The organism is Musicola paradisiaca NCPPB 2511 (genome assembly GCF_000400505.1).
Taxonomy (GTDB): Bacteria; Pseudomonadota; Gammaproteobacteria; order Enterobacterales; family Enterobacteriaceae; genus Musicola; species Musicola paradisiaca.
Window position 1 is genome coordinate 3,269,836 of record NZ_CM001857.1, and the last position, 26,678, is coordinate 3,296,513.

The following is a 26,678-nucleotide window of genomic DNA, read 5'->3' on the forward strand; positions in this document are numbered from 1 at the left end:
GTCGGACAGCGACGGCGAGCCGCTGCGGGGCGGCTCCTCGATTATCGCAGCCAGCAACGCGGCCGTCGCCAGCGCATCGTCATTGTCGCCGGCATAGTGCAACATCGCCGCCAGACGGGGATCGCACCCCAGCGCCGCCATTTGCCTGCCATCCGGTGTCAAGCGCTGCCCGGGATCGCAAATCGCCAGCACTCGCAACAACTGCTGCGCCGCCAGCAAGGCAGGCGTCGGCGGAGTATCCAACCAGGTCAATTGCCCGACGTCCGCACATCCCCATTGCAGCAACTCCAGCCAGAAACCGGACAGATCGCTGTGCAGGATTTCAGGTTCGCTTTGCGCCGCCGCTCGCTCCGCCTGCTCCCGGGCAAACAGATGCCAGCACACGCCGGGCTCCAGGCGACCGGCACGGCCGGCGCGCTGCGTCATGGAGGCCTGACTGATACGCTGTGTGACCAACCGGGTCAGCCCGGTTTTAACGTCAAACAGCGCCACGCGCTCCAGACCGCTATCCACAACCACCCGGATCCCTTCAATCGTCAGACTGGTTTCAGCGATATTGGTCGCCAGCACGACTTTGCGCCGGCCGGGCTCTGCCGGCAGGATCGCCTTTTGCTGCTCAGCCAGCGTAAGTGCGCCGTACAACGGGCAGATCGCAATCTCCTCCGGCACGTTTTCTTCCAACAGAGCCTGCAGGCGCTTTATCTCCCCGACGCCGGGCAGAAACACCAGTTGCGATCCGGTTTCCTGCTGCAACAGCCGTAAAATCAACCGTGACAGCGCGTCCTCCAGCCGCTCTTGCGACCCCATTGCGTGATATTGCCGAGTCACCGGCCAGGAACGGCCCGCTGATGTCACCGCTCGCGCCTGCGGTAATAAAGAAGAGAGGCGATCGTTATCCAACGTGGCGGACATAATCAGCAGACGCAGATCGTCACGTAACCCTGCCTGTACATCCAGCAACAGCGCCAGCGCCAGATCCGCCTGTAGGCTGCGTTCATGAAACTCATCCAGGATGACCAGCGATACGCCCTCCAGCGCCGGATCCCGCTGTAGCATGCGCGTCAGAATGCCTTCCGTTACCACCTCCAGGCGCGTCTGCTCGCTAATGCGGCTTTCCGCGCGCATGCGATATCCCACGGTGCGACCGGGCGCTTCCCCCAGTTGCTCCGCCAGCCGCCAAGCCACGCTTTTCGCCGCCAGCCGCCGCGGCTCCAGCATCACGATACGACCGGGAAAACCGCCCTTCAGCAGCAGTTGCAGCGGCAACCAGGTCGATTTTCCTGCGCCGGTCGGCGCGTGCAGCAGTACCTGCGGCGCAGAACGCAGCGATTGAACGACGTCATCCAGCACCGCACTGACGGGGGGTAAATTCACAACATGCTCCATAATCACGACGGGACAACGCCTTAACTTTATGCGGCAGGCATTGTAGCATCGGAACCCCGCGGAACAGAGATCCCGACATGAACACGACCCATCGTCTGTTTTTCGCCTTGTCACTGCCGGAAGAGACAAGCCAGCAGATTATTCGCTGGCGAGCACAGTCATTCCCGTTACAGGCCGGTAGACCGGTAGCCGCCGCCAACCTGCATCTGACGCTGGCGTTTCTGGGCGAGGTCAGCGAACGTAAGGCACAGCAACTGCAGACGTTGGCCGGCCGTATTCACCAGCCCGGTTTTACGCTGACACTGGACGACGCCGGGCACTGGCCCCGGCCGGGTGTGGTATGGCTGGGATGCCGGCACGCGCCGCGCGGCCTGCTGCAACTGGCTGAATTGTTGCGTTCTCAGGCCGCGCGCAACGGCTGTTATCAAAGCCCGCAACCGTTTCATCCGCACATTACCCTGTTACGCGCAGCCACACGACCGGTCGCCCTGCCTGCGGCAACTTTCAGGTGGACGCTACCGATACAACAGTTCACGCTGTATGAATCCCGCCAGGAAGAAGGCCGGATACGTTATCATCCGCGAGCCCACTGGCCGTTAACATCCTGAGTCCACTACCCATGGAATTTTCCCCACGCCTGCAAGCCGCCACCCTGATAAAGCGTTACAAACGTTTTCTGGCGGATGTGATAACCCCCGCCGGGGATACGTTGACGCTGCACTGCCCCAATACCGGCGCCATGACCGGATGCGCGACGCCGGGAGATACCGTCTGGTACTCCACCTCCGATAATCCTAAACGCAAATATCCGCATACCTGGGAGTTGACGGAAACGGCGCAGGGAGACTGGATTTGCGTCAATACGTTACGTGCCAATGTGTTGGTACAAGAAATGCTACGGGCCCGACTTATTCCGACGCTCGCCGACTATACTGAGCTCAGAACAGAAGTGCGCTACGGCGAGGAAAACAGCCGAATAGACGTGCTGTTGCAGGCACCCGGCAGGATCGACTGCTATATTGAAGTAAAATCCGTCACATTATTGCAACATGGATGTGGTTACTTTCCCGATGCGGTGACGCTCAGGGGGCAAAAGCATTTGCGCGAACTGCAACAGGTTGTCATCCAAGGGAAACGGGCGGTGTTGTTGTTTGCGGTATTGCACTCCGGTATCCGGAGCGTGGCGCCCGCACAGCATATCGACCGACATTACGCCGAATTATTGCTGCAATCGCAGCAACGGGGGGTTGAAATACTGTGTTACGGTACCCATCTTTCCCCCGATGGCATCAACCCGGGAGAGTTGTTACCTTTCAATAACGTGACAAGGGTAAGCTAATTCCACCACATGTCAGGTATTATCGGTGGGAACACGGAACTCCTCACACTTTGTCAGGCCGGTGTTAGGAATGATTGCCAACCCAACCACCATCTGTTATTTATAGCGGCCTGTTTTCCCCCCGGGGATCGATACTGCGTGTCGTGTTATGTAGGAGAAGCAACATGCAAGAAGGGCAAAACCGTAAGACATCCTCTCTGAGCATTCTCGCAATTGCCGGAGTGGAGCCATACCAGGAGAAGCCGGGCGAAGAATACATGAACGACGCTCAATTGGCTCATTTCAAGCGTATTCTTGAAGCATGGCGCAACCAACTCAGGGACGAAGTGGATCGCACCGTATCGCATATGCAAGATGAAGCCGCCAACTTCCCTGATCCGGTGGATCGTGCCGCGCAGGAAGAGGAATTCAGTCTCGAACTGCGTAATCGCGATCGCGAACGCAAACTGATCAAAAAAATTGCCAAAACGCTGCAGAAAATCGAAGACAACGAGTTTGGTTATTGCGAATCCTGCGGCGTGGAAATCGGTATCCGCCGTCTGGAAGCCCGCCCGACTGCCGATCTTTGTATCGACTGTAAAACGCTGGCCGAAATCCGCGAAAAGCAAATGGCGGGTTGATTCAATCAGGCGGGAGCCTATAACCTTCCCGCCTGATTTCATCCTGTCGCTTACCGCGGATGCTGGATTTTACTGACATGATACGCCCGCATTCGTATGCCTGAATCTCCTCTTTACGTCGGACGCTTCGCGCCTTCCCCGTCTGGCGACTTACACTTCGGTTCGTTGATTGCTGCTCTTGGCAGCTACCTGCAGGCACGCGCCTGCAGGGGGCATTGGCTGGTGCGCATTGAAGATATCGATCCGCCGCGAGAAATCCCCGGCGCCGCCAGCCGGATCCTGCGCCAGTTGGAACACTATGGTTTGCAGTGGGATGGCGACGTGCTCTATCAGTCCCAGCGTCACGACCGTTATCGGGAAGTGCTGGCGGATTTGCAACGTCAGAGTAAAAGCTATCATTGCACCTGTACCCGGCAACGCATCCAACAGCTCGGCGGCTTCTATGACGGCCACTGTCGGGATTTGGCGCAGCCTCCGTACCATACCGCCCTGCGGCTACGTCAGGAACGCCCGGTGCTGTGCTTTGATGATAGGCTGCGAGGTCGTATAGAGGCAGACCCCATGCTGGCCGCAGAAGACTTTATCATCCATCGTCGTGACGGCCTGTTTGCCTACAATCTGGTGGTCGTTGTAGACGATCACGATCAGGGCGTCACGGAGATCGTGCGCGGCGCGGACCTGATTGAACCAACCGTTCGTCAGTTATCCTTATACCAACAGTTGGGCTGGCGTGCGCCGTCCTACATTCATTTGCCGCTGGCGCTCAATGCCGAAGGCAACAAACTGTCCAAGCAGAATCATGCGCCCGCATTGCCCGATGGTGATCCGCGACCGGTGCTGGCACAGGCCTTGGCATTCCTTAACCAGCCTTTGACCGCGCCTTGGCAGGCGCTTTCGCTGCCGGAACTGTTGCACCAGGCCGTGCAGAACTGGGCGCTTAAAACCATTCCCGTCGACCTTGCCATCTCACCGCCGGGAATAACATCAGCATTCTCAAAGGGCTGAGTGTGAGCTATGATTAGCCGCTATTTTTGTTGTGCCGTTAATTTCTGAACCATTATCGAGGTGTATTATCTTTACCCGGGTAGCGAATTTTTGCCGCAAAGTACTCAATCGTGAAAACAGCCCCATGGCGGAGGAAATACCAAGCCAAGCGCTGATGGTGATCCCCCGCGATCAGCACCCGATTTCACGCAGCGACATCAGCGAAAACGCGCTGAAAGTCCTCTATCGGCTGAACAAGGCCGGCTATGAAGCCTACCTGGTGGGCGGCGGCGTGCGCGATCTGCTGTTAGGCAAGAAGCCGAAAGACTTCGATATCACCACGAATGCCACCCCAGAGCAGGTGCGCAAACTGTTCCGCAACTGTCGGTTGGTTGGTCGCCGTTTCCGTCTGGCGCATGTGATGTTCGGCCCTGAAGTGATTGAGGTGGCGACGTTTCGCGGCCACCATGAACAGCATCAGGAACAGCAGGTGAAGAACGCATCACAGCAGGATCAAAACGGTATGCTGTTGCGTGACAACATCTTCGGTACCATTGAAGAAGATGCTCAACGCCGCGATTTCTCCATCAACAGCCTCTATTACAGCATCGCGGACTTTACCGTTCGCGACTATACCAACGGCGTGAACGATCTTCGTCAGGGCATTATTCGTTTGCTGGGCGATCCGGAAACCCGTTATCGGGAAGATCCGGTACGGATGCTACGCGCGGTGCGTTTTGCCGCCAAGCTCGGCATGAAGATCAGCCCGGAAACTGCTGAGCCGATTCCGCGTCTATCCTCGCTGCTGCACGATATCCCGCCCGCACGCCTGTTCGAAGAAGCGTTGAAACTGTTACAGGCGGGGTACGGTTATCCCACGTATCAGTTGCTGTGCGAATACCAGCTGTTCCAGCCGCTATTCCCGTTGCTCAGCCGCGATCTCACGGCGAACGGCGAAAGCACAATGGAACGCATGCTTGTCCAGGTGCTGAAAAATACCGACCAGCGCATCCAGAACGACATGCGCGTCAACCCGGCATTTTTATTCTCCGCCATGCTCTGGTACCCACTGGTGGAACACGCGCAGAAACTGACGCAAGAAAGCGGCCTCGCCTATTTCGAGGCCTTTGCACTGGCAATGAATGACGTGCTGGATGAACAGTGTCGTTCTTTGGCGATCCCCAAACGAATCACCTCGCTTATCCGCGATATCTGGCAGTTACAACTACGCCTGTCGCGCCGTCAGGGAAAACGCGCCTTCAAACTGATGGAACACCCCAAATTCCGCGCCGCGTATGACCTGCTCAGCCTGCGTGCCGAGATCGAGCATAATCAGGAATTGCTGCGTCTGTCGGAATGGTGGGGCGAATTTCAGGTCGCGCCGCCTCATCGCCAACAGTCCATGCTGAGCACGCTGGATGACGGCCCGACGCCACATCGCCGCTCCCGCCGTCCGCGCAAACGTCCGGCGCCCGGCCGCCGTGAGCGATCCTGATGACCCGCGTCTATCTGGCGCTGGGCAGTAACCTTGCCCAGCCGCTACACCAGGTGGAATCCGCCCTGCAGGCGTTGGGGGCGATTGCGGAAACCCGGTTGGTGCGCTGCTCGTCGTTTTATCGCAGCCGCCCGCTGGGGCCGCAAGATCAACCTGATTACCTGAATGCGGTGGCGGAACTGGACACAGGTCTGGCACCGGAAGCCTTGCTGGACCATACCCAACGTATCGAGCAGCAACAAGGGCGGGTTCGCAAAGAAAGTCGTTGGGGACCACGCACGCTCGACCTGGATATTCTGCTGTTCGGCGAACAGATTATTCAGACCGAGCGCCTGACAGTGCCGCATTACGACATGAAAAATCGTGAGTTTATGCTTTATCCCCTGGCGGAACTGGCGCCTGATCTGGTTTTCCCTGATGGTGAACGTCTTAGCGAGCGGTTGCGTCTGGTTCCGCGCAACGGGTTGACCGCCTGGGACACAAAAACAGAGTAACTCTTTATTTTTCAATGAGAAATAGAGCACTACCCCTCCTCTCCCGCATCCATTAGAATGATTCCTCCTTATTGATTACCTTGACGTTGATTCGGGACAACCACCATGAAAGCAACGACCATTTCCCACCTGCGCCAGTGGAAACTGGATAACAAGAAATTCGCCACTCTCACCGCTTATGACGCTGGTTTCGCCCGCCTGTTCTTTGAGCAGGGCATTCAGGTCATGCTGGTGGGAGATTCGCTCGGCATGACCGTGCAGGGGCACGATTCCACGCTCCCGGTCACGATCGACGATATGGTTTACCACACCCGCTGCGTTCGACGCGGCGCCCCCCATTGCCTGTTGCTCTCCGATTTACCGTTCATGAGTTGCGCTACGCCGGAACAAGCCTGTCTGCACGCTGGAGAACTGATGCGCGCCGGGGCCAATATGGTGAAAGTGGAAGGCGGCAGTTGGCTGGCGCCGACCGTCAGTATGCTGACCGAACGTGCGGTGCCGGTTTGCGGACACCTGGGATTGACGCCGCAATCAGTCAACATCTTCGGCGGTTACAAAGTACAGGGGCGGGATGAAACGGCCGCCAATCAATTAATGGCCGACGCACTGGCGCTGGAAAAAGCAGGCGCGCAACTGATGGTGCTGGAATGTGTGCCCGCGTCGCTGGCGCAACGTGTGACCGCAGCGTTGGATATTCCGGTTATCGGTATCGGCGCCGGCAATGCCACCGACGGCCAGATACTGGTCATGCACGATGCGCTCGGCATCACCGGCGCCCAGACCCCGAAATTCGCCCGCAATTTTCTGGCGGAAACACACGACATTCGCTCGGCCATCCGCCTCTATATCCAGGAAGTCGAGCAGGGATCCTTCCCTAGCGAGCAATACGCTTTCCGCTAATACAGGAGAAACAGAGTGCTGATTATTGAAACCCCGATCCTGCTGCGCCGCGAGATCCGCCGGTGGCGTCAGGACGGTAAGCGGATTGCACTGGTTCCCACCATGGGCAATCTGCATGAAGGTCATATCAAACTGGTGAACGAAGCCCGCGCCCGGGCTGATGTTGTCGTTGTCAGTATTTTCGTCAACCCCATGCAATTTGAGCGGGCCGACGATCTCGCCCGCTACCCCCGAACCTTACAGGAAGACTGCGAAAAGCTGACCCGCAATAATGTGGATCTGGTTTTCGCGCCGTCGCCGGACGTGATTTACCCCAACGGCTTGCAGCAACAAACATTTGTGGAAGTGCCGGGCCTGTCCCAGATGCTGGAAGGCGCAAGCCGTCCCGGCCATTTCCGCGGCGTCGCTACCGTCGTCAGCAAGCTGTTCAATCTGGTGCAGCCGGACGTGGCTTGCTTTGGTGAAAAGGACTACCAGCAACTGACGCTGATCCGCCAACTGGTGGCCGATATGGGCTACGACATCAGTATCGTCGGCGTACCGACGGTGCGAGACCAGGACGGGCTGGCGCTCAGTTCCCGCAATGGCTACCTCACCGCAGAGGAGCGCCAACGCGCACCACATCTCCCCCGCATCATGGGCGATATCGTGGAACAGTTGGCCAACGGCGACCGGCAGATTGACGACCTGTTGGCTCAGGCAGCACACGCGCTGCGTGATGCGGGATTCACACCGGATGAACTGTTTATTCGCGACGCCGATACTCTTCAGCCGCTGAACACAGAAAGCACCCGGGCAGTGGTACTGATGGCGGCCTGGCTGGGTAAAGCACGCTTGATTGATAACCAGCAAGTGGATCTAACCACCTGAATTTTCACTCTCAGAGAGACAGACCGATGATACGAACCATGCTGCAAGGCAAGTTGCACCGGGTAAGAGTCACCCAGGCGGATTTGCATTATGAAGGCTCCTGCGCCATTGATCAGGATTTCATGGATGCCGCCGGCATTCTCGAATATGAAGCCATCGATATTTACAACGTGGACAACGGCCACCGTTTCTCCACATATGCCATCGCCGCTGAACGCGGTTCACGCATTATTTCGGTTAACGGTGCGGCGGCACGCTGCGCGTGCGTTGGCGACAAGCTGATCATCTGTTCCTACGTGCAAATGCCGGATGAACAAGCCCGCGGTCATCATCCCAAGGTGGCGTATTTCGGTGAGAACAACCAGCTGGAGCGCACCGCCAAGGCCATCCCGGTGCAGATCGCCTGACGCGCCGCCAAGCATAATGATGATCTCCTGCAAAGAGCGCGTTTAAGGTTTACCAACAATCACCACCTCCCCAGAAGGGGGTTTACCGCTGACAATGAAAGAGGCGGTGAAAATCACCGCCTCTTTCATTTCATCGCTACCGCCGTACCATCAGCTACGCAAACCGCGTCCTCGCTCTATCAACCACCAGGCCAGACCGTAAAACGCCAGAATAAACGCCGCCAGCACCAGCAATGTCAGGGACAGCGGTACATCGTGGATCCCCAGAAAGCCGAAGCGAAATCCGCTGATCATGTACACGATGGGGTTCAATTTCGACACTAATTGCCAGAATGGCGATAGCAATGCCAGGGAATAGAACACACCGCCGAGATAGGTCAGCGGCGTCAGAACAAACGTCGGAATCAGGCTGATATCGTCAAAGGTCTTGGCAAAGATGGCGTTCAGCAGCCCAGCCAGCGAAAACAGCAGCGCCGTCAGCAACAAGGTCACTATCACCATCCACCAGGCATGCACCTGCAAAGGAACAAAAAACAGCGACACCATAGTTACCAGGATCCCGACGCAGATGCCGCGCGCCATACCGCCGCCGACATAACCGATGATAATGATATGGGTCGGCACCGGCGCGACCAGCAACTCCTCGATATTGCGCTGGAACTTGGCACTGAAAAATGACGACGCCACATTGGCGTAGGAATTGGTAATCACCGACATCATGATAAGGCCGGGCACGATAAACTGCATGTAGGTAAACCCGTTCATGTCGCCGATACGATTGCCGATCAGGTTGCCGAAAATGATGAAATAGAGCGACATGGTAATCACCGGCGGCACCAGCGTTTGAACCCAGATACGCGCGAACCGGGTGACTTCCTTGATCCAGATACTCTGTAATGCTACCCAGAATAATCGCATCATGCCTTACCTCCGTTGTTCACCAGCGCCACGAACAGTTCCTCCAGGCGATTAGCCTTATTACGCATGCTGAGAACCTGAATTCCCTGTGCGCTCAATTGGCTGAAAATACCGTTCAAGCCCTGCTCCCGCATGACATCGACCTCCAGCGTCGAGGTATCCGTCAGACGGAAACGATACCCCTCCAGATGCGGCAAAGCGCTTTTGGACGCCAGATCAAAGATGAACGTTTCCGACTGCAACTTGCCCAGTAGTTGTTTCATGGAGGTGTTTTCCACCAGCAGGCCGTTCTGGATAATGCCGATGTTGCGACACAGCATCTCCGCTTCCTCCAGATAGTGCGTAGTCAGGATGATCGTCGTACCCTGGCTGTTCAGCTCTTTGAGAAATCCCCACATGGAGCGCCGCAATTCGATATCTACGCCGGCGGTCGGCTCATCAAGGATCAACAAGCGCGGGCTGTGCATCAATGCACGGGCAATCATCAAACGCCGCTTCATCCCGCCGGATAGCATGCGCGCCCGATCATGACGTTTTCCCCACAGATCGAGCTGCGATAGATAGGTCTCCGCCCGTTGCAACGCCTCATGCCGGGGAACGCCGTAATAACCCGCCTGGTTGACCACGATCTGCAACACCGTTTCGAACGGATTGAAGTTGAACTCCTGCGGTACCAACCCCAACTGTCGTTTGGCGTTGACGATATCTTTATCAATGTCGTAACCAAATACCTGTACCCGGCCGGCGCTTTTATTGACCAGAGAGCTGATGATGCCGATGGTCGTCGATTTACCCGCGCCGTTCGGCCCCAGCAACGCATAAAAATCCCCGGCTTCGACGTGCAGATCGATCCCCCGCAACGCCTGAACGCCACCTGCATAAATCTTGGTGACATTCCCCAGTTCCAGTGCGTATGTCATAAAGAACATGCCTTATTTTTCAGTGAGTGGACCACTTGCCGCCGGCCCAGTTTTCGATTTTCAAACGATACTGATTGCTCTATATTAGCCTGCACCGCAATTTGCTGTTACAGGTCATTTACTTTCATGAAAACGATAGAAACACTCATCGCCAACAACCAGCAATGGTCCGAAACAATAGTGAAAGAAGATCCTGGTTATTTTGAACGGCTGGCTCTGGCCCAACGTCCGCGATTCCTGTGGATCGGGTGTTCGGACAGCCGCGTCCCCGCAGAAAGCCTCACCAGTCTTGAGCCCGGAGAATTGTTCGTCCACCGCAATGTCGCCAACCTGGTCATTCATACTGATTTGAATTGTCTGTCGGTGGTGCAGTATGCCGTGGAAGTTCTGGAAGTGGAACATATCATCATCTGCGGTCATCATGGTTGCGGAGGTGTTCAGGCGGCGGTGGAAAACCCCGAACTGGGGCTGATCAATAACTGGCTGCTGCATATCCGTGACTTGTGGTACAAGCACAGTTCCCTGCTGGGGGAGCTTCCGCCGGAAGAGCGCTTTAACAAACTCTGTGAAATCAACGTAGTGGAACAGGTGTACAACCTGGGGCACTCTACCATCATGCAGTCCGCTTGGAAGCGTGGGCAGAAAGTCGCCATTCATGGTTGGGTTTACGGCATCCAGGATGGTCGTCTGCGGGATCTGGAAGTCACCGCCACCAGCCGGGAAATGCTGGAGCAAGGCTACCGTCGGGCCATATCCGCCCTCTGAGTTCACATTTGCGCGCCCATCAGAATGGGCGCGTCATCCATCCCCTACCCGCCTGGTCGTTTTTTCAACTTACTGCGGCACGACTTTGCCGACATAGGGCAAATGGCGGTAATGCTGGGCATAGTCGATACCGTAACCCACGACAAATTCGTCCGGAATGGAGAAACCGACCCACTCCACGGTCACGGCCACTTCACGACGCGATGGTTTATCCAGCAGCGTACAGATAGCCAATGATTTAGGCGCGCGCAATTGCAGGATTTCACGCACCTTGCTGAGGGTGTTGCCGGAGTCGATGATATCTTCGACGATCAACACGTCTTTGCCCCGGATATCCTCATCCAAATCCTTGAGGATCTTTACATCGCGGGTGGTGCTCATACCGCTGCCATAACTGGAAGCCGTCATGAAATCCACTTCATGAGAGACAGTAATCGCGCGGCAAAGATCAGACATAAAAATAAACGAACCGCGCAAAAGCCCCACCAGCACCATATCGCTACCGCTGTTTTGATAATGCTCGCTGATTTGGCGACCCAGTTCAGCGACCCGAGCCTTGATCTCCTGTTCGGAAATCATGACTTCCACCGTATGTTTCATCATACTGACAACTCATTGAAAAAAAGTATTCGGTATCAGCCGCGCCGATCGTGCTCCGAGGCAGACACGCAGCCAGTTTGGGCCTAAAGACCTGAGCGCGCAGTATAGCAGAAAGCCGAATCGCCCCCACACATAACAGGATCTGACATGAGCGCCCAGTCTTCCAAAATCAGTTACAAAATCAATGAGCCCATCAATGTCGATCAGTTTATCGACCTGCTCTCCCGCACCACACTGGGCCCGCGCCGTCCGCTCGACAACCGGGAAGTGCTGGCCGGGATGTTGACCGAAGGCGATATTCTGGTGACGGCCTGGAGCCAGGCGCTGCTGGTCGGCATCGCGCGTAGCGTAACGGATTACCACTTTTGCTGTTATCTGTCCGACCTGGCGGTCGACGAAGCGTTTCAACATCAAGGCATCGGCAAACAGCTTATCCAGCACACTGCCCGACAATTAAAACCGATGTGTAAGATCATCCTGCTCGCCGCGCCGCAAGCTGTCGACTACTACCCGAAAATCGGTTTCAGCGCGCACCACAGCGCCTGGGTCGCCGACATGACAGTGTTCGATAGTCCGCAGGAATAACCGGCCGCCCACCACACTAATTGCAGTGATAACAACACTATTTTTACAAGACAGTCAGGATTTCGTTATCACGGCATAAATGTCGGTAAATCGCGTTGCGCCGGCGCAGTACAAGGGTTTTCATATGCCTGACCAAACAACCTAAATGCGAGGTGCAGTATGAAAACGTTAACCAAGATCTGCGGTACCGCAACATTCATTACCTGTCTTTCCCTGCTTGCCGCCGTCCCCGGCGCTTCCGCCCATCCGGAACTGGCCGATGCGCCGGCTTTCGGTCAGGCTGGGGCCTTGCCACCGCCGCCGGCGTTCATGCCGCCGATGCCCGCCCTATATCATGCATCGCTGCAAACAACGGATCCGGTGCAAGCCGTTGGCAAACTGAGCGCCAACGTCCCTGCCGGCAACGGCAAACTGTATGAAGTCAGCATCAGCATACGGGAATTGCCGCCACAACCCGAGCAGCCCAAAAATAACGCCGGCAAGTAATCCTGATGCACGGCCTTCCTGACAACTGATGACCACTGGAAACTCTGTATGAAAAATGCTGCCACCATGTTGATACTGGTGACGCTGAGCCTGCCGACATTGGCCGCGCCGCCAGGGCCGATGCCATTCGGCCCCGGATTCGGCGATGCACTGACTCATCGGCCTCCCGTTGGCGGTTTTCTCTATCAATTGCCCCCAGGCGCGGAAACTGTGTTGATCGCAGGTATCACTTATTATGTGCTGAACGGCATGTTCTACCGCCGGGATGACAATCGCTATGTCGTCGTCGACGCCCCGCCGCAAGCGGCAGTCAACGCGCCCAGCGGCGCATCGGTCGTCGATGTCAACGGGGAACGTTTCTACGTCAAGCAAGGAAGGTATTACAAACGCACCATCAACGGCGAATATTTTGAAGTGCCCAAACCCGCGGGGCTCTAGGCCTGCCGCCTTTATGTCTGCGGAACCTGTGTGTCCACCACTATCTGTGGGAAAAATACGGGTTGATCAGTACGGATACTGAGCCGGACCTGCTGTCCAGGCTCAAACCAGTTTCCTGTTTGTACTTGCAACTCCATATCGTTGACCCGGACGTGATAAACGTTGCTGTTGCCCATGAATAGCCGATCGACAACAATTGCCGAGCTTTCGGCATCCAGCGCCAACGCAATCTCCTGCGGCCTCACCAGCCAGTCGTAGCCCCCCAACGGCAGATTCAGAGACCTCAGCGACTGATGATCCCCCAGAAAGCTCTGCCAATAACGATCGCCGGTGATTCGCACCGGAAGATAGTTACTGTTGCCCAAAAAATCAGCCACATAACGGCTCACCGGCCGGTAATAGAGCGCGGCCGACACGCCCTGCTGCACAATGCCGCCGTCATGTATCAGTATCAAATGATCGGCGAAGGTAAAGGCATCTTCGCGATCTGATGTGGCGAATAACGCTGCAATCTGGCGCTGTTTCAGTATCTTACGCAACTCGCTGAGCAACTGATAACGTATCTGGCTATCGATGTTGGAAAACGGTTCATCCAACAGCAACAGTTTGGGCTGGCACGCCAATGTACGGGCGATCGCCACCCGTTGATGCTGGCCTTTCGACAATTCATGCGGGTAACAGCGGGTAAACGCCGCTAAACGCATCAATGCCGCCACGTCTTCGGTGATCGCCTTTATTTCGTCAGTGGATTTATCGCGCAGACCAAACGTAATATTTTCCATCACAGTCAGGTGGGGAAACAGCACGTCGTCCTGAAAAATCATACCGACCGAATTGGGCGCGAGAGCCCCCCCCGCCGGATCGCCCACGTTCTGATTGGCGATCGTGATACGGCCTTGTTCGAATGCCAGCAACCCGGCAATGGATTTCAGCAGCGTTGTTTTCCCCTCGCCACTGGCCCCCAACAGACAGACCATCTCACCTTCCCGGACGGAGAAGCTTATGTTGTCCAGCACCGGGACGTTAGGATAACAGCAGTTCAATGACGTAACCGTCAACACATCGGGTGTCGCCATAACGTTTCTACTCCTCCATCATCACCAAACGGATCAACCCCAACAGCGGAAGAATACCAATGCCGACTACCATCAGTGCCGGAGAGGCCACCAGATCCAGACGTTCATCCATGATAAAACGAAACACATAGGCCGCCATGGTCTCTACATTGAAGGGTTGCATCAATAGAGCAATATTCAACTCGCGTAGGCCTTCGCAAAAAACCAGCAAGACCCCGACAATCAGGCTATACCGCACTTGAGGTAAGTAGACCCACCACACGCGCTGAGCCGGGGTGTATCCCATGGAACGGCTGATGTCATTCACCGCACTCGGGATATGCCGCATACGTAGCTGCAAACGATCGATAAGTAACCCGCTAAAGCGCATGCAGTAAGCGATAATGAGCACCAAAATCGACCCAGCCCATAGTGACTCCCCGGCCGAGCGAGAAGGTGACAGCCAGAGATCCAGCCCCAGAAAAGGAACCAATACCCCCATTCCCAGTACCGTGCCCGGTATCAGACGATTGATACTGAGCAAACGCAGCGGATTACGATGCGCGATATTGCCAATCGACTGTGCATCGAAGATGCACAACAGCGCCAACGCCATCATCGCCAACGTTGAACAGGTTGAAGCCATGGCGCTATTGGTGAATGCCAACAGGAACGACAGGTTCCAAGTTTGCACTTCCGCCCTCACTGACCAATAAAGCAGGCAGAAAACCGGGATGATAAAAGCGATGCCGACCAAACCCCACCCCAGAATCATCAGCCCACATCGCCGCCATCCGCTCAGCTCGGGCAGTGACGCGGTTTTAACGCGATCATTCATTTGGTAACGCAACTGTCGGGTACGGCTGTATTGCGCCAGCAACCATAACGCCAGAATCGCCGGCAACAATATCGCCGATATGGCAGCCGCAGCCGCATGTTGCTCTTTATCCCGCCAGAGATCCAAACCTGCCGTTGTCAGCGTTTGCAAAGAAAAATACGCCGAGACGCCATAATCGCCCAGAGACTCTGACGCCACCAGTACCATGCCCAGCAGCATGGCGGGGCGACATAAAGGCAACGAAATACGCCAGAAAATCCGCACCGGTGAGTGATGCATCAGTTGCGCCGTCTGATGCAGATTCGGATGTTGCGTCATCAGAGCGGTTCGCACCAACAAATAAAGAGAGGGAAACAGTACCAGCGCCAGACACAGGCTGCTTCTGATGATGGGTGAAAAATGCTGCCATACCGTCAACGGCGGCATGTCGACGTCAAACTTTAACGCCTGCAGGATATAGCTGACCGGGCCGTCATACCCAAGTACGCCGCTATAAATGGCAGCTAACAGGTATGCCGGCATCGCCAACGGCAACAGCAACCCACGATGCAGCCAGCGCTGGCCGATAAACCGATACCTGGCCATCCCCCACGATAACGGCAAGGCGAACAGCAGGCTAAATACCATGCAACCCAACGCCAACAACACCGAATTCAGGCCATAAGCCGGAAACAAACGCCACAATATTCCCATCGTATCGACAGGAATAAACCATGCCAGTACGGCTACCGTTCCCATAGGGAACAACAGCATGCAGGCCAATACACTACTACTTACGCGCCAGATACCTGATGTCATGAGAGATAGGCTGCAATAGAATTCGGATTACACTATTAATATCAAAGCAGAAGGAGGGCAACATAACATCAAAAAACAATAAATATGTTGTAATCATGCCATTGCCGTTCCTTCCCCCTGCCGGTAGCCGTCCATCACATTTCATGCCCCCCGCCCGCACCGTTCAGATGGCAATAATGCTTGGAATACCAGACACTAACTGTGTTAACGTCATCCGATGACAGATAAACAGGTCTAATCATGAAAAATTCTGCACTGGTGCTGCTTCTGATCGGTTTAATGGGCTTCTCTTCCGCCAGTAAGGCGCTGAATGAGTTCGAAGCAGAAGACCTTGCCGACCTTACGGCAATTTTTGTCTATCTGAAAAACAGCTGCGGCTACAAGGATTTGCCCAACGAACAGATTCGCCGTGCGCTGGTTGTTTTCGCCCAACAAAACCACTGGGATCTCAGTAACTATAATCAGTACGACATGATTGCCTTGGGCGAAGCCAGTTATCGGGATCTGAGCGGAATCGCCATATCCACACCGAAAAAATGCCAGTCGCTGGCTCGAAACTCGCTCAATCTGCTTTCCAGCGCCCAGTAAAAGATAAAATCCTCCGTATTGCGTGAAATATGACCGTGCAAGCGCCATGAGAGTTAGCTATCATGGCGCGCCATTTTTCATGGCTGTTATCGCGGAGGAAGCCCTGACATGTCCCGGAAAGAAATATGGTATGAAACGCTACATGCCAACTTCGGTCAGTATTTTTCAATAGATCAGGTTCTTTACCACGAAAAGACCGACCATCAGGATTTAATCATTTTTGAAAATGCCGCACTGGGCCGGGTAATGGCGCTGGATGGCGTGGTACAGACCACCGAGCGGGATGAATTCATCTATCACGAAATGCTAACCCATGTCCCACTGCTGGCACACGGCGACGCGAAGCGTGTGCTGATCATCGGTGGCGGCGACGGCGGTATGCTGCGGGAAGTCTGTCGCCATCGCGATATTGAGCAGATCACCATGGTAGAAATAGACGCTGGCGTCGTCGCATTCTGTCGCCAACATCTGCCCAATCATAATGCCGGTGCCTATGACGACCCCCGGTTCCGCCTGGTCATTGCCGATGGTGTTGATTTCGTTAACGCCTGCCAGGAAAAATTTGACGTCATTATATCCGATTGCACCGACCCAATAGGCCCGGGAGAAAGCCTGTTCACTTCTGATTTCTATCAAGGATGCGCGCGCTGTCTGAATGATGGTGGCATCTTTGTTGCCCAGAACGGCGTTTGCTTTCTGCAACAGGATGAAGCCGTCAACAGCCACCAGAAGCTGAGTCATTATTTCAGCGATGTCAGCTTTTATCAGGCCGCAATCCCCACCTATTACGGCGGAATCATGACGTTTGCCTGGGCCAGCGATAACCCTCTATTGCGTACACTCTCGCTGGAAACACTGCAACAGCGTTTTGCCGCCTCCGGGATTGTATGCCGCTATTATAATCCGGCCGTTCACGTCGGCAGTTTTGCTCTGCCGCAGTATTTACTGAATGCGTTGTCAGCCGCCCGCTGATCTCCTGAATTCATAAGGGGGTGAATTAAATTGCAAAAGCTGAAACTGCATGGCTTTAACAATCTGACCAAAAGCCTGAGTTTTTGTATCTACGATATCTGTTATGCCAAAACGCCCGCCGATCGCGATGGCTATATCGCCTATATCGACGAGCAGTACAACGCCAATCGTTTGACAGAAATTCTGACCGAAACCTGCTCTATCATCGGCGCCAATATCCTCAATATCGCCCGGCAAGACTATGAGCCCCAGGGCGCCAGCGTCACCATTCTGGTCAGTGAAGAACCGGTCGATCCGCGGGATGTGGATACATCGGAGCATCCTGGCCCGTTGCCAAACTCCGTCGTCGCTCATCTTGATAAAAGCCACATCTGCGTACACACCTACCCGGAAAGCCACCCTGAAGGGGGCCTGTGTACGTTCCGCGCTGATATCGAAGTCTCCACCTGTGGCGTTATCTCCCCGCTAAAAGCGCTCAACTACCTGATCCATCAGCTTGAGTCAGATATTGTGACCATCGACTACCGTGTTCGGGGCTTCACACGCGATATCAACGGCGTGAAACATTTCATTGACCATAAAATCAATTCTATTCAGAACTTCATGTCTGAAGATATGAAATCCCTGTATCACCTGATGGACGTGAATGTTTACCAGGAAAACATCTTTCACACCAAAATGTTGCTGAAGGATTTTGATCTCAAACATTATCTGTTTAACGTCAGTCCGGAAGAACTCCGCCAGGAAGAGCGTAAGCGCATTACAAATCTGTTGTATCGCGAGATGCAGGAGATTTATTACGGCAGAAATATTCCCATCGTTTGACGGCCTGAAGGACATCGGGGACGCCGATCCCCGTTCTTTTCCGATTTCGCCAGCGGACATCAGGGTGCGAAACAAGAAAAACGGAATCGCTGAAAACGGGTATTGATCACAGGACAAAAAGACGAAGCCCCGGACGAGTAAGATCCAGGGCTTCTGAATGATTGGCGGTGCGGACGGGACTCGAACCCGCGACCCCCGGCGTGACAGGCCGGTATTCTAACCGACTGAACTACCGCACCGCGCTGTGCTCATAGAGCGGGAGGGATATTATTGCGCGCGGCAGAAACCGTCAATGTTTTTTATCACTAACCGCTTCTATTTGTTTACAATTTCGTCGCAATGGCGAGTTATTGCCCGTCACTGCGATCAATTCCGCCACAAACAACTGCCGCCTTTCTTCATCACCAGATCGAGACGCTGCTCATGCGCCATCAATTCATCATCATTGGCATGAATGACCTTCAACGCCGAGGCTGGGCGGGCAATACGCTGTATCGCTTCCGCCACCACCGCCTGTTGTGTTCCTTCGCTGTCGCTGGAAAATGCCAGAGACGTTTGACCGCCGGTCATCGCCAGATAAACTTCCGCCAGAATTTCAGCGTCAAGCAATGCTCCATGCAGAGTTCGCTTGCTATTGTCTATCTGATAGCGTGTACACAACACATCCAGGTTATTACGTTTTCCGGGGAACAACCGGCGCGCCATCGCCAAGCTATCCGTAATCTTGCAAAATGTTTCGGTCTTCGGGATATCCCGATTCAACATACGGAATTCGTAATCCATAAAACCGATATCAAACGATGCATTATGGATGACCAGTTCCGCACCACGGATAAACTCAATAAATTCATCGACAATATCGGCATAGGCTGGCCGATCAATCAAAAACTCGTCACTGATGCCATGAATCTGAAACGCCTCAGGATCTACCAGCCGATCCGGCTTAAGATATACATGGTAGTGGCGTCCCGTTAACCGACGGTTGATGACTTCCACCGCACCAATTTCAATAATACGGTGGCCTTCATAATGAACCCCCAGCCGGTTCATGCCGGTGGTTTCGGTATCAAGGACGACTTGTCTCGTAATTACAGTGCTCATCGGTTTCGTTTATGTCAGACTTGGGCTTTTGATCTTATGAACAAGAGTCTACCAGAGATGCTCAAGCAGGTTGAAATTTTCACTGACGGATCCTGTCTCGGAAACCCCGGCCCTGGCGGTTATGGTGCGCTGTTACGCTATAAACAGCATGAAAAAACCCTCAGTGGAGGGTACCGTCTGACAACCAACAACCGCATGGAACTGATGGCCGCCATTGCAGCCTTGGAAACGTTAACAACCGAATGTGAAGTCACGCTCAGCACCGATAGCCAATATGTCCGGCAAGGCATCACTCAGTGGATTCATAACTGGAAAAAACGCGGCTGGAAAACTACGGAGAAGAAACCGGTCAAAAATGCCGATTTATGGCAACGATTGGATACCGCAGTTCAGCGTCATCATTTGCACTGGAAATGGATTAAAGGACATTCTGGCCACCCGGAAAACGAGCGATGCGATGTGCTGGCCAAACAGGCGGCAAACAATCCCACGCAGGAAGACACTGGGTATCAACCCGATTAATGACTCTGGTAGTAGCTCTTCGTCGCGCCCAAAGGACGACGTAATGGTGATTTTCTAAACAAGGTTTTAGAGGGGGTAATCGTCAGTGGAATTGTTCGCTTCCGCGCGATCAGCACATTGATGCATCCAAGCAAAGGCAAATGATTCCGCCAGACGCCACGTTCCTGATGACGCCAGGGCAATACATGCAGGCTGTCATGGTGTACCACTTCATAATTCAGCAGACTCAGCCAGTCTATTACCCGCATCTGGCTGAACATTCTGCTGCAATAAGGCTGCCGCCGCCGGACTCCGGGCAACAACTTCCCCATGCCGACCAGGCTAATCGGATTGAAGCCGCTGATAATAAGCCAACCATCGCTAATCAACACGCGATCAATTTCTCGCAACACTCGGTGAGGATCGGCGGAATATGACAGCGTATGCGCCAACAGGCAGGCATCAATAGATTTCTCGGCGAAAGGCAGTTGATAAGGATCAGCGACAACATGCGCTCGGCCAAGAGCCGGGCACATATTGACTTGATGAGGGATAGTACATTCCTCACTGTCAATTTCTATGCTCAGCGCACCAACTTTCAATAAATGAAAACCAAAAATCCTTGACCACCAAGGGGATAGCGCTGTATTCAGCGTTTCTTTATACAAATTCCCCCAGGGAATCTTCTCCCATGATTCTGGCGCCGCTATCTTCTGTGATGTTTGTGCTGGTTTCATGTTCTAGTATCTTCCCCAGATAAATCGAAACGAGGATGCAGTATGAATCTTATCAGTGTTCCCGCTTTTACGGATAACTACATATGGCTACTGGAGCATGAGAATCAATGTGTCATCGTTGATCCCGGCGATGCATCTCCAGTGTTGTCGGCCATCGAGAAACGCCAGCTAAATCCTGCCGCAATTCTATTAACTCATCATCACAATGACCACACGGGAGGCGTGACTGCACTAAAAGAGCGCTTTGCTTCCATACCGGTTTATGGCCCGGAAGAAACCCGACAGAAGGGGGCAACGCAAATCGTACACGAAGGTGGCGTCATACTGCTGTTAGGCTCGGAATTCTCTGTTTTTTCCGTTCCGGGGCACACGGCGGGACATCTCGCGTATTATAGCGCCCCATATTTGTTCTGCGGTGACACATTATTTTCTGCTGGCTGTGGACGCATTTTTGAAGGAACGCCGGAGCAGATGTGGGGGTCAGTCAGTAGATTAGCGCAGCTACCAGATGAAACACTGGTTTGCTGTGCTCATGAATACACACAGTCCAATCTTGAGTTCGCACATCATATCTGGCCAGAAGAGACTGACATTCGCGATTATTTACTCAAAATCAGACAATTACGAGAGAAAGGATCACCATCCCTGCCTTCCAGATTAGGAGTAGAACGTAGAATAAATATTTTTTTAAGATGTAATGATATTGATTTAAAAAGAAAATTTTCAAATAACATGGATACTAATACGGATTGGCAAATTTTTGCGCATTTACGCACAATGAAAAACCAATTCTGACGTTTTTTGTTGTGCCGGACAGCCAATCAAAGTATGATTGCGTGTCTTTTAAGCAACTATTGACATATATATGAAGACTAAAGCGACCCTCATCGCCTCAGTCTTGTTAACGGGTTGCCAAGTATCGCCTTACGATACTTCCCAACCCAGACAACATGCACAGAGTCTGTCTTCGGCAGGTCAAAGTGAAGCAAGAATGTACACAAATGGTCGAGAGACAGATGCACGCTGGCTGGATGATAACAGCCTCGCGCAGCGAGATTTGTGGAACTTCATTGGCGACGAGCTGAAGATGGAGGTTCCGGATAACGCCCGGATCCGCGAGCAAAAAGCGCGTTATTTAAAAAATAAGAGCTATCTCCACGATGTAACATTACGGGCAGAGCCGTACATGTACTGGATAGTCGAGCAGATTAAACAACGTAAGATGCCGATGGAACTGGTACTGCTACCCATAGTGGAGAGCGCTTTTGACCCAAATGCCAGATCATCTGCCAATGCCGTCGGCTTATGGCAGATAGTCCCGCATACAGGGCGTAATTATGGTTTGAAACAGAATCAATGGTACGACGGACGCAGAGACGTGGTGGCATCCACGACTGTAGCGCTTGATATGATGCAACGTCTTAACCGCATGTTTGATGGTGACTGGTTGTTAACTGTCGCTGCCTATAATGCAGGAGAAGGGCGGATCATGCAGGCGGTTAAAGCCAGTAAGGCCAAGGGGCGCCCCGTAAATTATTGGGCACTTGCTTTGCCTTATGAAACGTCCACGTATGTACCCAAAATGCTGGCACTGAGTGAAATTCTCAAACACAGCAAGAAGTATGGTGTTGAGTTACCGAAGCCCAATGAAAATCGGGCTTTAGCACGGGTTGAGCTGGGTCAGCAAATGGAATTGACTCAGGCGGCAGAGCTTGCGGGTTTATCCGTCAGCAAGCTAAAAAGCTATAATACCGGTTACAAACGTGATATGACGGCGCCCAATGGTCCTCATTACATAATGGTGCCAAAATCACACGTTGCTCAGTTGAAAGACTCTTTGGCTGACGGTGATATAGCTGTGGCAGTGCAACCCGTGAAGATGGCGCAAGCAAGCCTCAGTACAACATATAAGGTTCGTTCTGGCGACACGTTATCCAGTATTGCCAAACGTATGAAAGTTAGTACACAGGATTTGCAAAAATGGAACCGTCTTAAGGGTAACTCACTGAAAATAGGACAAAACCTGCAGATAGCACAAGTTAGTGCATCATCTGCAACCGTCAAATTGTCCAGCAGTAAACAGAGCTCGATAGTCTATCGTGTCCAGAAGGGTGACTCACTGGCAAGCATAGCGAAGCGCCATGGTGTGAACACCACAGATGTAATGCGCTGGAATTCGGTGATCAATAAGAATGCCAATATCCAGCCAGGCGATAGATTAACGCTGTTCGTTACCGATAAGCAGTCTCCAGAATCATGATAAATTCTGTAGACATAAGCGTAGAGTTGTCTGCTGCCCTTCGTAAATAAAGACAGGCGTAGCGAATGTGAACTACTTAGTGTTTTTCTAAAAAAGTAAGCCCACGTCGCTATTCCTGTTTATCAAACCTGCCAACACTCAACGGCCGCGATCCCTGAGTACACTTATCAATCTCGCAGAAACACTTTGCTTGATAGGGCTGTTACTCTTGTCAGTGTCTCCCTCGCATTGACCGCTACCTCCCTTAGTGCTGAATGTTATGGAAAGGCACTTTGGTGAAGTTAATCATTGGGGAGCAGGTCACTGCCCCAGGCCTGGGCGACATTCAGTACCCGACTCACCGTCATGACACTCCATACAGAACAGTGCTCATTGATAGACAGGCCCCCTGACAAAGGTAGCGTGCGGCTTTTTTCAGAATATCCCGCTCTTCTTCAGTGCGTTTCAACTGCACCCGGAGCTTCAGGATCTCATTTTTAGTTGCCAGTAAAACAGGACTGCTGCTCGTTGTTAGCGGGTTTGGTAGCCTGTAACTTGTAGAGGTTGTGTGCAGAAACGCCCAGACGGTCGAAAATTTCGGCACAGAATAACCGCATTCCGTGATTTGACGGACGGCTTCTTCTTTAAATTCCGGTGTAAATCGTGATGTACCCATACGTTCCTCCTATGCTCAAACTATAGGGCAGGATCGTCTACACCACGATGAGAGCTGTCCATCAATCAGATTCAAGATACGCCAAACTCAACCAACAGGGGGTTATGATCCGATGCATCAGTCACTAGCACTGAAGATCGCGAAACATCCAACTCGCGATAAAAGATAAAATCCAAGGGACGCCCAAAGGCTCTTCGTCTATGATCGTCAGCAAACATGACCTCAACCAGCTGCATTCGCTCAACAAAGCGATAGAGTGCGTTTAGTCTCGGTTGACTCCATGCATTGAAGTCCCCAGCCATAATTACTGGTCCATGATGGTTTAGGAGCTGTACCCCTACGGCATCCAACTGCTTGGTATAAATCTCCACACCAAGGCTAAAATTGATCGCATGAATATTCACCACCATCAATAACCGGCCATCATGGAGATGGTATGCTGTCACCAAGGCCGATTTTGCCAATCGAATCAATGGTTCACGTTCCCGCATAGGAAAGCAATACATAGGCTGAACAGCCGATAGCGTCATAACACCAGAAGAATGCTGAGGAAGACTAAATGCTGGAACCTGATCAGCAGATAAATAGTGCGTAGTGGCGAATCGAATGAGTTCGGGAGTGGATTGAGCCTCTTGCAACAACATCAGTTGCGCGCTGTGTCCAAATCGTTTTAACACAGACAGCCAATTAATGCGTTGCTGCTTAAATATATTCCAAACAACAACTTGTAAAATCTCTTCTTTTCGCAATAACCCCCCTGCAGGAGCAATATGCTCTGAGTGGTATTGCCGCGCTGGAGGAAAAATACGTTTTGCGGGCTGTCCCGCCACGTATCTCATTGCATAAGTTTTACTGCGCACATTTCGCCCGTACTTGCTGTAATCATGTAGTAACAAACCTTGTTATAGAAGCTTTGCTCCTGGCTTTCAATCCATTAGCAAGAATAAACCCCTCTCGTTGATTACATTAAATATTGCGCCGAATACCAACAAAACAACGATTGAAACGTTCAATTTAGCCTTTAGATACGCGCTCGATATAAAGATTTTAGTACTGCCCCCACAACAGTAGACATATTCTGTCCCCACGACGAGGCCTTTTCGAAGGCCTCCGGACTGACGCCGCCCAGGTGATTGTGGCGCCGGGCCCGGTTGTAGAACACTACAATGTAATCGAATATATCAGCGCGGGTCAGATCGCGGGTTTTGTAAATCCGTTTTCTGACGCGCTCTTTTTTCAGCGAACTGAAGAACGATTCGGCCACCGCATTATCCCAGCAGTTGCCACATCGGCTCATACTCGGAGCCAGGTTATTGGCCCGGCAGAAGCGTTGCCAGTCGTCGCTGCCGTACTGACTGCCCTGGTCCAAATGCACGATAACCTCGCCGTCCGGTTTTCGTCGCCACACGGCCATCATGAGCGCATCCAGCGCCAGTTCGCGTGAGAGAGTGGGTTTCATTGACCAGCCCACCATATTCTGGGCGAAGAGATCGATGACGACTGCCAGGTACGGATGTAGGTGATATCGGTCACTCAGACCTGATTGAGCTTTATCACGGTCAATTCCCGATGCACACGATTGGGCGCTACCACTGAAGGACGGCCTGCGATGCGGCGTGGTGCTTTATAGCCACGCACCACTTTGATCCGGTTCAGTTGCATAATGCGACCTACACGATTTTTACCGCAGGTTTCACCGATTTCGCTCAGATCACCATGAACCCGACGATAACCATACACGCCACCACTCAGTGCATATGAGTCTCGGATGAGCGTCAGCAGGCATTGATTGTCTTTATCACGTACAGAGACCGGATTATGCAGCCACGCATAGAATCCGGCCCTGGCGACATTCAGAACCCGACACATTGTCATGACACCCTATACAGCACGGTGTTCATTGATAAAGCGCTACTTCAGTCGGGCTCCCTTGCCAAGTACCGCACGGCCTTTTTCAGGATATCCCGTTCTTCTTCAGTACGTTTCAGCTGCGCCCTGAGCTTCAGGCTCTCACTTTTGGCTTCCAGTAAAAGTAAATCCCTGGCATGTCGTTCGCTGTTATCGGGTTTGATGGCCTGCAGCCACTTGTAAAGACTGTGCGCAGAAACGCCCAGATGATCGGAAACTTCGGCAACGGAATGGCCGCACTCCGTGATTTGACGGACGGTTTCTTCTTTAAATTCCGGTGTAAATCGTGGTGTGCCCATATACTCCCCCCTATGCAAACTATAGGGCAGGATCGTCTACCGGTGTGGGGTCAGTCCAAACCAGTACAGAATGCCTTTATCGAAAGTTTTAACCGGACATACAGAACAGAAACTCTGGATTTTTATCTGTTCAGAACTGAAACACGGGAGATCACCGAGCGCTGGCTGACAGAATATAACAGCGAACGACCTTATGAATCACTAAATAACCTGATACTTGAAGACTGAAAAACCAGAAATCTCAAAAAAGTGAGTGGAACTAAAGCGGGTGTTTTTACAGCATAAGTCTTCTTCAGACTAGAACCTCTCAGCAAAAGTCACCACATCATGAGGTGCTGATTTTGGAACGACAGCAAAAAGCCCTAGGAATGATCCCCAGGGCTTGAAAAAGTGGCGGTGCGGACGGGACTCGAACCCGCGACCCCCGGCGTGACAGGCCGGTATTCTAACCGACTGAACTACCGCACCACCGATTCTGTCTGTTATCAGAGGAGTCAATCCGATAACCGGTGTCTTACTTACACCACAATTTGATGCCTGGCAGTTCCCTACTCTCACATGGGGAGACCCCACACTACCATCGGCGCTACGGCGTTTCACTTCTGAGTTCGGCATGGGGTCAGGTGGAACCACCGCGCTATCGCCGCCAGGCATATTCTGTCCGTCAACTCGCCTACCAGCCAGTCAACGCTATCCGGAACAAGCTACTCTCTCTCCAAAACACCTTCGGTGTTGTAAGGTTAAGCCTCTCAGGTCATTAGTACTGGTTAGCTCAACGCATCGCTGCGCTTACACACCCAGCCTATCAACGTCCTCGTCTCGAACGCCCTTTCTGTGGACTCAAAGTCCAAGGGAGAACTCATCTCGGGGCAAGTTTCGTGCTTAGATGCTTTCAGCACTTATCTCTTCCGCACGTAGCTACCGGGCAATGCCA

28 protein-coding genes, 2 tRNA genes, 1 rRNA gene, 3 pseudogenes and 1 other annotated feature are annotated in these 26,678 nt (G+C 53.1%); of the genes and pseudogenes, 20 read left to right on the forward strand and 14 right to left on the reverse strand.

What is annotated here, in order from left to right:
• Nucleotides 1–1,374: ATP-dependent helicase HrpB (gene hrpB / locus DPA2511_RS23990; protein WP_226376603.1), on the reverse strand; the 1,374-nt coding region annotated here is incomplete at its 3' end.
• 89 nt (nucleotides 1,375–1,463) lie between these two features.
• Here hrpB and thpR point away from each other — a divergent pair.
• The 9 genes from thpR (at nucleotide 1,464) to panD (ending at nucleotide 8,495) form a co-directional block, all read left to right on the forward strand.
• Entirely contained in the window at nucleotides 1,464–1,994 is a 531-nt protein-coding gene (gene thpR, locus DPA2511_RS14485; RefSeq protein ID WP_015854499.1) for an RNA 2',3'-cyclic phosphodiesterase, read from the forward strand.
• 11 nt (nucleotides 1,995–2,005) lie between these two features.
• Nucleotides 2,006–2,725: a DNA/RNA nuclease SfsA gene (sfsA, locus tag DPA2511_RS14490; protein WP_015854500.1), complete on the forward strand. Its 720-nt coding sequence runs from the start codon at nucleotides 2,006–2,008 to the stop codon at nucleotides 2,723–2,725.
• Between the two features lie 164 nt (nucleotides 2,726–2,889).
• Nucleotides 2,890–3,345: an RNA polymerase-binding protein DksA gene (dksA, locus tag DPA2511_RS14495; protein WP_015854501.1), complete on the forward strand. Its 456-nt coding sequence runs from the start codon at nucleotides 2,890–2,892 to the stop codon at nucleotides 3,343–3,345.
• 96 nt (nucleotides 3,346–3,441) lie between these two features.
• On the forward strand, nucleotides 3,442–4,350 hold the full coding sequence (gluQRS, locus tag DPA2511_RS14500) for a tRNA glutamyl-Q(34) synthetase GluQRS (RefSeq protein WP_015854502.1): 909 nt from the start codon (nucleotides 3,442–3,444) through the stop codon (nucleotides 4,348–4,350).
• Nucleotides 4,351–4,417: 67 nt separating this feature from the next.
• A complete protein-coding gene (gene pcnB, locus DPA2511_RS14505) occupies nucleotides 4,418–5,824 on the forward strand; it encodes a polynucleotide adenylyltransferase PcnB (RefSeq protein WP_071597706.1) in 1,407 nt (468 codons plus the stop codon).
• Nucleotides 5,824–6,318 (forward strand): 2-amino-4-hydroxy-6-hydroxymethyldihydropteridine diphosphokinase, encoded by a 495-nt coding sequence (gene folK, locus DPA2511_RS14510; RefSeq protein ID WP_015854504.1) that lies wholly within the window; start codon nucleotides 5,824–5,826, stop codon nucleotides 6,316–6,318. Before pcnB ends, folK begins: the two co-directional genes overlap by 1 nt.
• A 105-nt stretch (nucleotides 6,319–6,423) precedes the next feature.
• Complete coding sequence (gene panB / locus DPA2511_RS14515) at nucleotides 6,424–7,218, forward strand: 3-methyl-2-oxobutanoate hydroxymethyltransferase (protein WP_015854505.1); 795 nt, start codon at nucleotides 6,424–6,426, stop codon at nucleotides 7,216–7,218.
• Between the two features lie 15 nt (nucleotides 7,219–7,233).
• Complete coding sequence (panC, locus tag DPA2511_RS14520) at nucleotides 7,234–8,088, forward strand: pantoate--beta-alanine ligase (RefSeq protein WP_015854506.1); 855 nt, start codon at nucleotides 7,234–7,236, stop codon at nucleotides 8,086–8,088.
• 26 nt (nucleotides 8,089–8,114) lie between these two features.
• Nucleotides 8,115–8,495: an aspartate 1-decarboxylase gene (gene panD, locus DPA2511_RS14525; RefSeq protein WP_015854507.1), complete on the forward strand. Its 381-nt coding sequence runs from the start codon at nucleotides 8,115–8,117 to the stop codon at nucleotides 8,493–8,495.
• Between the two features lie 150 nt (nucleotides 8,496–8,645).
• Here panD and DPA2511_RS14530 read toward each other — a convergent pair whose 3' ends face one another.
• On the reverse strand, nucleotides 8,646–9,416 hold the full coding sequence (locus DPA2511_RS14530) for an ABC transporter permease (protein ID WP_015854508.1): 771 nt from the start codon (nucleotides 9,414–9,416) through the stop codon (nucleotides 8,646–8,648).
• Nucleotides 9,413–10,333, reverse strand: a complete 921-nt coding sequence (locus DPA2511_RS14535) for an ABC transporter ATP-binding protein (protein ID WP_015854509.1) — start codon at nucleotides 10,331–10,333, stop codon at nucleotides 9,413–9,415. The genes DPA2511_RS14530 and DPA2511_RS14535 overlap by 4 nt, the downstream gene beginning before the upstream one ends.
• A 126-nt stretch (nucleotides 10,334–10,459) precedes the next feature.
• Between DPA2511_RS14535 and can the strand changes: the two genes are divergently transcribed.
• Entirely contained in the window at nucleotides 10,460–11,098 is a 639-nt protein-coding gene (can, locus tag DPA2511_RS14540; RefSeq protein ID WP_015854510.1) for a carbonate dehydratase, read from the forward strand.
• Nucleotides 11,099–11,167: 69 nt separating this feature from the next.
• On the opposite strand, the gene hpt is transcribed toward can, so the two are convergent.
• A complete protein-coding gene (gene hpt, locus DPA2511_RS14545; RefSeq protein ID WP_023638412.1) occupies nucleotides 11,168–11,698 on the reverse strand; it encodes a hypoxanthine phosphoribosyltransferase in 531 nt (176 codons plus the stop codon).
• Nucleotides 11,699–11,845: 147 nt separating this feature from the next.
• On the opposite strand from hpt, the gene DPA2511_RS14550 reads away from it, so the two are divergent.
• The 3 genes from DPA2511_RS14550 to DPA2511_RS14560 all read left to right on the forward strand — a co-directional run bounded on the left by DPA2511_RS14550 (nucleotide 11,846) and on the right by DPA2511_RS14560 (nucleotide 13,207).
• Nucleotides 11,846–12,283, forward strand: coding sequence for a GNAT family N-acetyltransferase (locus tag DPA2511_RS14550; RefSeq protein ID WP_015854512.1), 438 nt, complete (start codon nucleotides 11,846–11,848; stop codon nucleotides 12,281–12,283).
• 159 nt (nucleotides 12,284–12,442) lie between these two features.
• Complete coding sequence (locus DPA2511_RS14555) at nucleotides 12,443–12,769, forward strand: hypothetical protein (protein WP_015854513.1); 327 nt, start codon at nucleotides 12,443–12,445, stop codon at nucleotides 12,767–12,769.
• 48 nt (nucleotides 12,770–12,817) lie between these two features.
• A complete protein-coding gene (locus DPA2511_RS14560; protein ID WP_015854514.1) occupies nucleotides 12,818–13,207 on the forward strand; it encodes a DUF6515 family protein in 390 nt (129 codons plus the stop codon).
• A gap of 11 nt (nucleotides 13,208–13,218) precedes the next feature.
• Here the strand turns inward: DPA2511_RS14560 and DPA2511_RS14565 are convergent, their stop codons facing one another.
• A complete protein-coding gene (locus tag DPA2511_RS14565; RefSeq protein ID WP_015854515.1) occupies nucleotides 13,219–14,283 on the reverse strand; it encodes an ABC transporter ATP-binding protein in 1,065 nt (354 codons plus the stop codon).
• A 7-nt stretch (nucleotides 14,284–14,290) separates the two neighbouring features.
• Nucleotides 14,291–15,898 (reverse strand): ABC transporter permease, encoded by a 1,608-nt coding sequence (locus DPA2511_RS14570; RefSeq protein ID WP_023638413.1) that lies wholly within the window; start codon nucleotides 15,896–15,898, stop codon nucleotides 14,291–14,293.
• A gap of 240 nt (nucleotides 15,899–16,138) precedes the next feature.
• Here DPA2511_RS14570 and DPA2511_RS14575 point away from each other — a divergent pair, with 240 nt between their 5' ends.
• The 3 genes from DPA2511_RS14575 (at nucleotide 16,139) to speD (ending at nucleotide 18,283) form a co-directional block, all read left to right on the forward strand.
• On the forward strand, nucleotides 16,139–16,486 hold the full coding sequence (locus DPA2511_RS14575) for a YacC family pilotin-like protein (RefSeq protein WP_015854517.1): 348 nt from the start codon (nucleotides 16,139–16,141) through the stop codon (nucleotides 16,484–16,486).
• Between the two features lie 108 nt (nucleotides 16,487–16,594).
• Nucleotides 16,595–17,458, forward strand: a complete 864-nt coding sequence (gene speE, locus DPA2511_RS14580) for a polyamine aminopropyltransferase (protein ID WP_015854518.1) — start codon at nucleotides 16,595–16,597, stop codon at nucleotides 17,456–17,458.
• Between the two features lie 30 nt (nucleotides 17,459–17,488).
• Nucleotides 17,489–18,283: an adenosylmethionine decarboxylase gene (speD, locus tag DPA2511_RS14585; RefSeq protein WP_015854519.1), complete on the forward strand. Its 795-nt coding sequence runs from the start codon at nucleotides 17,489–17,491 to the stop codon at nucleotides 18,281–18,283.
• 162 nt (nucleotides 18,284–18,445) lie between these two features.
• Here speD and DPA2511_RS14590 read toward each other — a convergent pair.
• Both DPA2511_RS14590 and dnaQ read right to left on the reverse strand, forming a co-directional pair.
• A tRNA-Asp gene (locus tag DPA2511_RS14590) sits at nucleotides 18,446–18,522 on the reverse strand.
• Between the two features lie 127 nt (nucleotides 18,523–18,649).
• Nucleotides 18,650–19,384: a DNA polymerase III subunit epsilon gene (gene dnaQ, locus DPA2511_RS14595; protein ID WP_015854520.1), complete on the reverse strand. Its 735-nt coding sequence runs from the start codon at nucleotides 19,382–19,384 to the stop codon at nucleotides 18,650–18,652.
• Nucleotides 19,385–19,441: 57 nt separating this feature from the next.
• Here dnaQ and rnhA point away from each other — a divergent pair, with 57 nt between their 5' ends.
• Nucleotides 19,442–19,906 carry a ribonuclease HI gene (rnhA, locus tag DPA2511_RS14600; protein ID WP_015854521.1) on the forward strand — a complete coding sequence of 155 codons (465 nt, stop codon included), beginning with the start codon at nucleotides 19,442–19,444 and terminating at the stop codon, nucleotides 19,904–19,906.
• Here the strand turns inward: rnhA and DPA2511_RS14605 are convergent.
• Nucleotides 19,903–20,622, reverse strand: coding sequence for a class I SAM-dependent methyltransferase (locus DPA2511_RS14605; RefSeq protein ID WP_015854522.1), 720 nt, complete (start codon nucleotides 20,620–20,622; stop codon nucleotides 19,903–19,905). The two genes, rnhA and DPA2511_RS14605, sit on opposite strands and share 4 nt — an antisense overlap.
• A 42-nt stretch (nucleotides 20,623–20,664) precedes the next feature.
• Between DPA2511_RS14605 and gloB the strand changes: the two genes are divergently transcribed.
• Nucleotides 20,665–21,417 carry a hydroxyacylglutathione hydrolase gene (gloB, locus tag DPA2511_RS14610; RefSeq protein ID WP_015854523.1) on the forward strand — a complete coding sequence of 251 codons (753 nt, stop codon included), beginning with the start codon at nucleotides 20,665–20,667 and terminating at the stop codon, nucleotides 21,415–21,417.
• 70 nt (nucleotides 21,418–21,487) lie between these two features.
• On the forward strand, nucleotides 21,488–22,882 hold the full coding sequence (mltD, locus tag DPA2511_RS14615; RefSeq protein WP_015854524.1) for a murein transglycosylase D: 1,395 nt from the start codon (nucleotides 21,488–21,490) through the stop codon (nucleotides 22,880–22,882).
• A 311-nt stretch (nucleotides 22,883–23,193) separates the two neighbouring features.
• On the opposite strand, the pseudogene DPA2511_RS22925 reads toward mltD, so the two are convergent.
• From DPA2511_RS22925 to DPA2511_RS23220, 3 genes and pseudogenes are all read right to left on the reverse strand, one after another.
• A pseudogene (locus DPA2511_RS22925) lies at nucleotides 23,194–23,537 on the reverse strand (transposase); the annotation flags it as partial.
• A 71-nt stretch (nucleotides 23,538–23,608) separates the two neighbouring features.
• Entirely contained in the window at nucleotides 23,609–24,397 is a 789-nt protein-coding gene (locus DPA2511_RS14620) for an endonuclease/exonuclease/phosphatase family protein (protein WP_023638414.1), read from the reverse strand.
• A 161-nt stretch (nucleotides 24,398–24,558) separates the two neighbouring features.
• Nucleotides 24,559–25,744 (reverse strand): annotated as a pseudogene (locus DPA2511_RS23220) (IS3 family transposase).
• Nucleotides 25,745–25,801: 57 nt separating this feature from the next.
• Here DPA2511_RS23220 and DPA2511_RS22930 point away from each other — a divergent pair.
• Nucleotides 25,802–25,972: pseudogene (locus DPA2511_RS22930) on the forward strand (integrase core domain-containing protein); the annotation flags it as partial.
• 163 nt (nucleotides 25,973–26,135) lie between these two features.
• On the opposite strand, the gene DPA2511_RS14635 reads toward DPA2511_RS22930, so the two are convergent.
• Nucleotides 26,136–26,212: transfer RNA gene (locus tag DPA2511_RS14635), tRNA-Asp, on the reverse strand.
• Nucleotides 26,213–26,279: 67 nt separating this feature from the next.
• A 5S ribosomal RNA gene (gene rrf / locus DPA2511_RS14640) occupies nucleotides 26,280–26,395 on the reverse strand.
• A 99-nt stretch (nucleotides 26,396–26,494) separates the two neighbouring features.
• Nucleotides 26,495–26,576, reverse strand: a sequence feature (23S ribosomal RNA rRNA prediction is too short).
• Between the last annotated feature and the right edge of the window lie 102 nt (nucleotides 26,577–26,678).

What these genes read in the sequence shown, in the direction of transcription:
- mltD (WP_015854524.1), top strand. Translation starts at nt 21,488, where the DNA reads ATGAAGACTAAAGCGACCCTCATCGCCTCAGTCTTGTTAACGGGTTGC.
- dksA (WP_015854501.1), top strand. Translation starts at nt 2,890, where the DNA reads ATGCAAGAAGGGCAAAACCGTAAGACATCCTCTCTGAGCATTCTCGCA.
- hpt (WP_023638412.1), bottom strand. Translation starts at nt 11,698, where the DNA reads ATGAAACATACGGTGGAAGTCATGATTTCCGAACAGGAGATCAAGGCT.
- DPA2511_RS14570 (WP_023638413.1), bottom strand. Translation starts at nt 15,898, where the DNA reads ATGACATCAGGTATCTGGCGCGTAAGTAGTAGTGTATTGGCCTGCATG.
- can (WP_015854510.1), top strand. Translation starts at nt 10,460, where the DNA reads ATGAAAACGATAGAAACACTCATCGCCAACAACCAGCAATGGTCCGAA.
- DPA2511_RS14555 (WP_015854513.1), top strand. Translation starts at nt 12,443, where the DNA reads ATGAAAACGTTAACCAAGATCTGCGGTACCGCAACATTCATTACCTGT.
- DPA2511_RS14605 (WP_015854522.1), bottom strand. Translation starts at nt 20,622, where the DNA reads ATGAAACCAGCACAAACATCACAGAAGATAGCGGCGCCAGAATCATGG.
- DPA2511_RS14530 (WP_015854508.1), bottom strand. Translation starts at nt 9,416, where the DNA reads ATGATGCGATTATTCTGGGTAGCATTACAGAGTATCTGGATCAAGGAA.
- gluQRS (WP_015854502.1), top strand. Translation starts at nt 3,442, where the DNA reads ATGCCTGAATCTCCTCTTTACGTCGGACGCTTCGCGCCTTCCCCGTCT.
- speE (WP_015854518.1), top strand. Translation starts at nt 16,595, where the DNA reads ATGTCCCGGAAAGAAATATGGTATGAAACGCTACATGCCAACTTCGGT.
- panD (WP_015854507.1), top strand. Translation starts at nt 8,115, where the DNA reads ATGATACGAACCATGCTGCAAGGCAAGTTGCACCGGGTAAGAGTCACC.
- folK (WP_015854504.1), top strand. Translation starts at nt 5,824, where the DNA reads ATGACCCGCGTCTATCTGGCGCTGGGCAGTAACCTTGCCCAGCCGCTA.
- DPA2511_RS14550 (WP_015854512.1), top strand. Translation starts at nt 11,846, where the DNA reads ATGAGCGCCCAGTCTTCCAAAATCAGTTACAAAATCAATGAGCCCATC.
- rnhA (WP_015854521.1), top strand. Translation starts at nt 19,442, where the DNA reads ATGCTCAAGCAGGTTGAAATTTTCACTGACGGATCCTGTCTCGGAAAC.
- gloB (WP_015854523.1), top strand. Translation starts at nt 20,665, where the DNA reads ATGAATCTTATCAGTGTTCCCGCTTTTACGGATAACTACATATGGCTA.
- panB (WP_015854505.1), top strand. Translation starts at nt 6,424, where the DNA reads ATGAAAGCAACGACCATTTCCCACCTGCGCCAGTGGAAACTGGATAAC.
- dnaQ (WP_015854520.1), bottom strand. Translation starts at nt 19,384, where the DNA reads ATGAGCACTGTAATTACGAGACAAGTCGTCCTTGATACCGAAACCACC.
- DPA2511_RS14560 (WP_015854514.1), top strand. Translation starts at nt 12,818, where the DNA reads ATGAAAAATGCTGCCACCATGTTGATACTGGTGACGCTGAGCCTGCCG.
- thpR (WP_015854499.1), top strand. Translation starts at nt 1,464, where the DNA reads ATGAACACGACCCATCGTCTGTTTTTCGCCTTGTCACTGCCGGAAGAG.
- DPA2511_RS14565 (WP_015854515.1), bottom strand. Translation starts at nt 14,283, where the DNA reads ATGGCGACACCCGATGTGTTGACGGTTACGTCATTGAACTGCTGTTAT.
- sfsA (WP_015854500.1), top strand. Translation starts at nt 2,006, where the DNA reads ATGGAATTTTCCCCACGCCTGCAAGCCGCCACCCTGATAAAGCGTTAC.
- DPA2511_RS14535 (WP_015854509.1), bottom strand. Translation starts at nt 10,333, where the DNA reads ATGACATACGCACTGGAACTGGGGAATGTCACCAAGATTTATGCAGGT.
- DPA2511_RS14575 (WP_015854517.1), top strand. Translation starts at nt 16,139, where the DNA reads ATGAAAAATTCTGCACTGGTGCTGCTTCTGATCGGTTTAATGGGCTTC.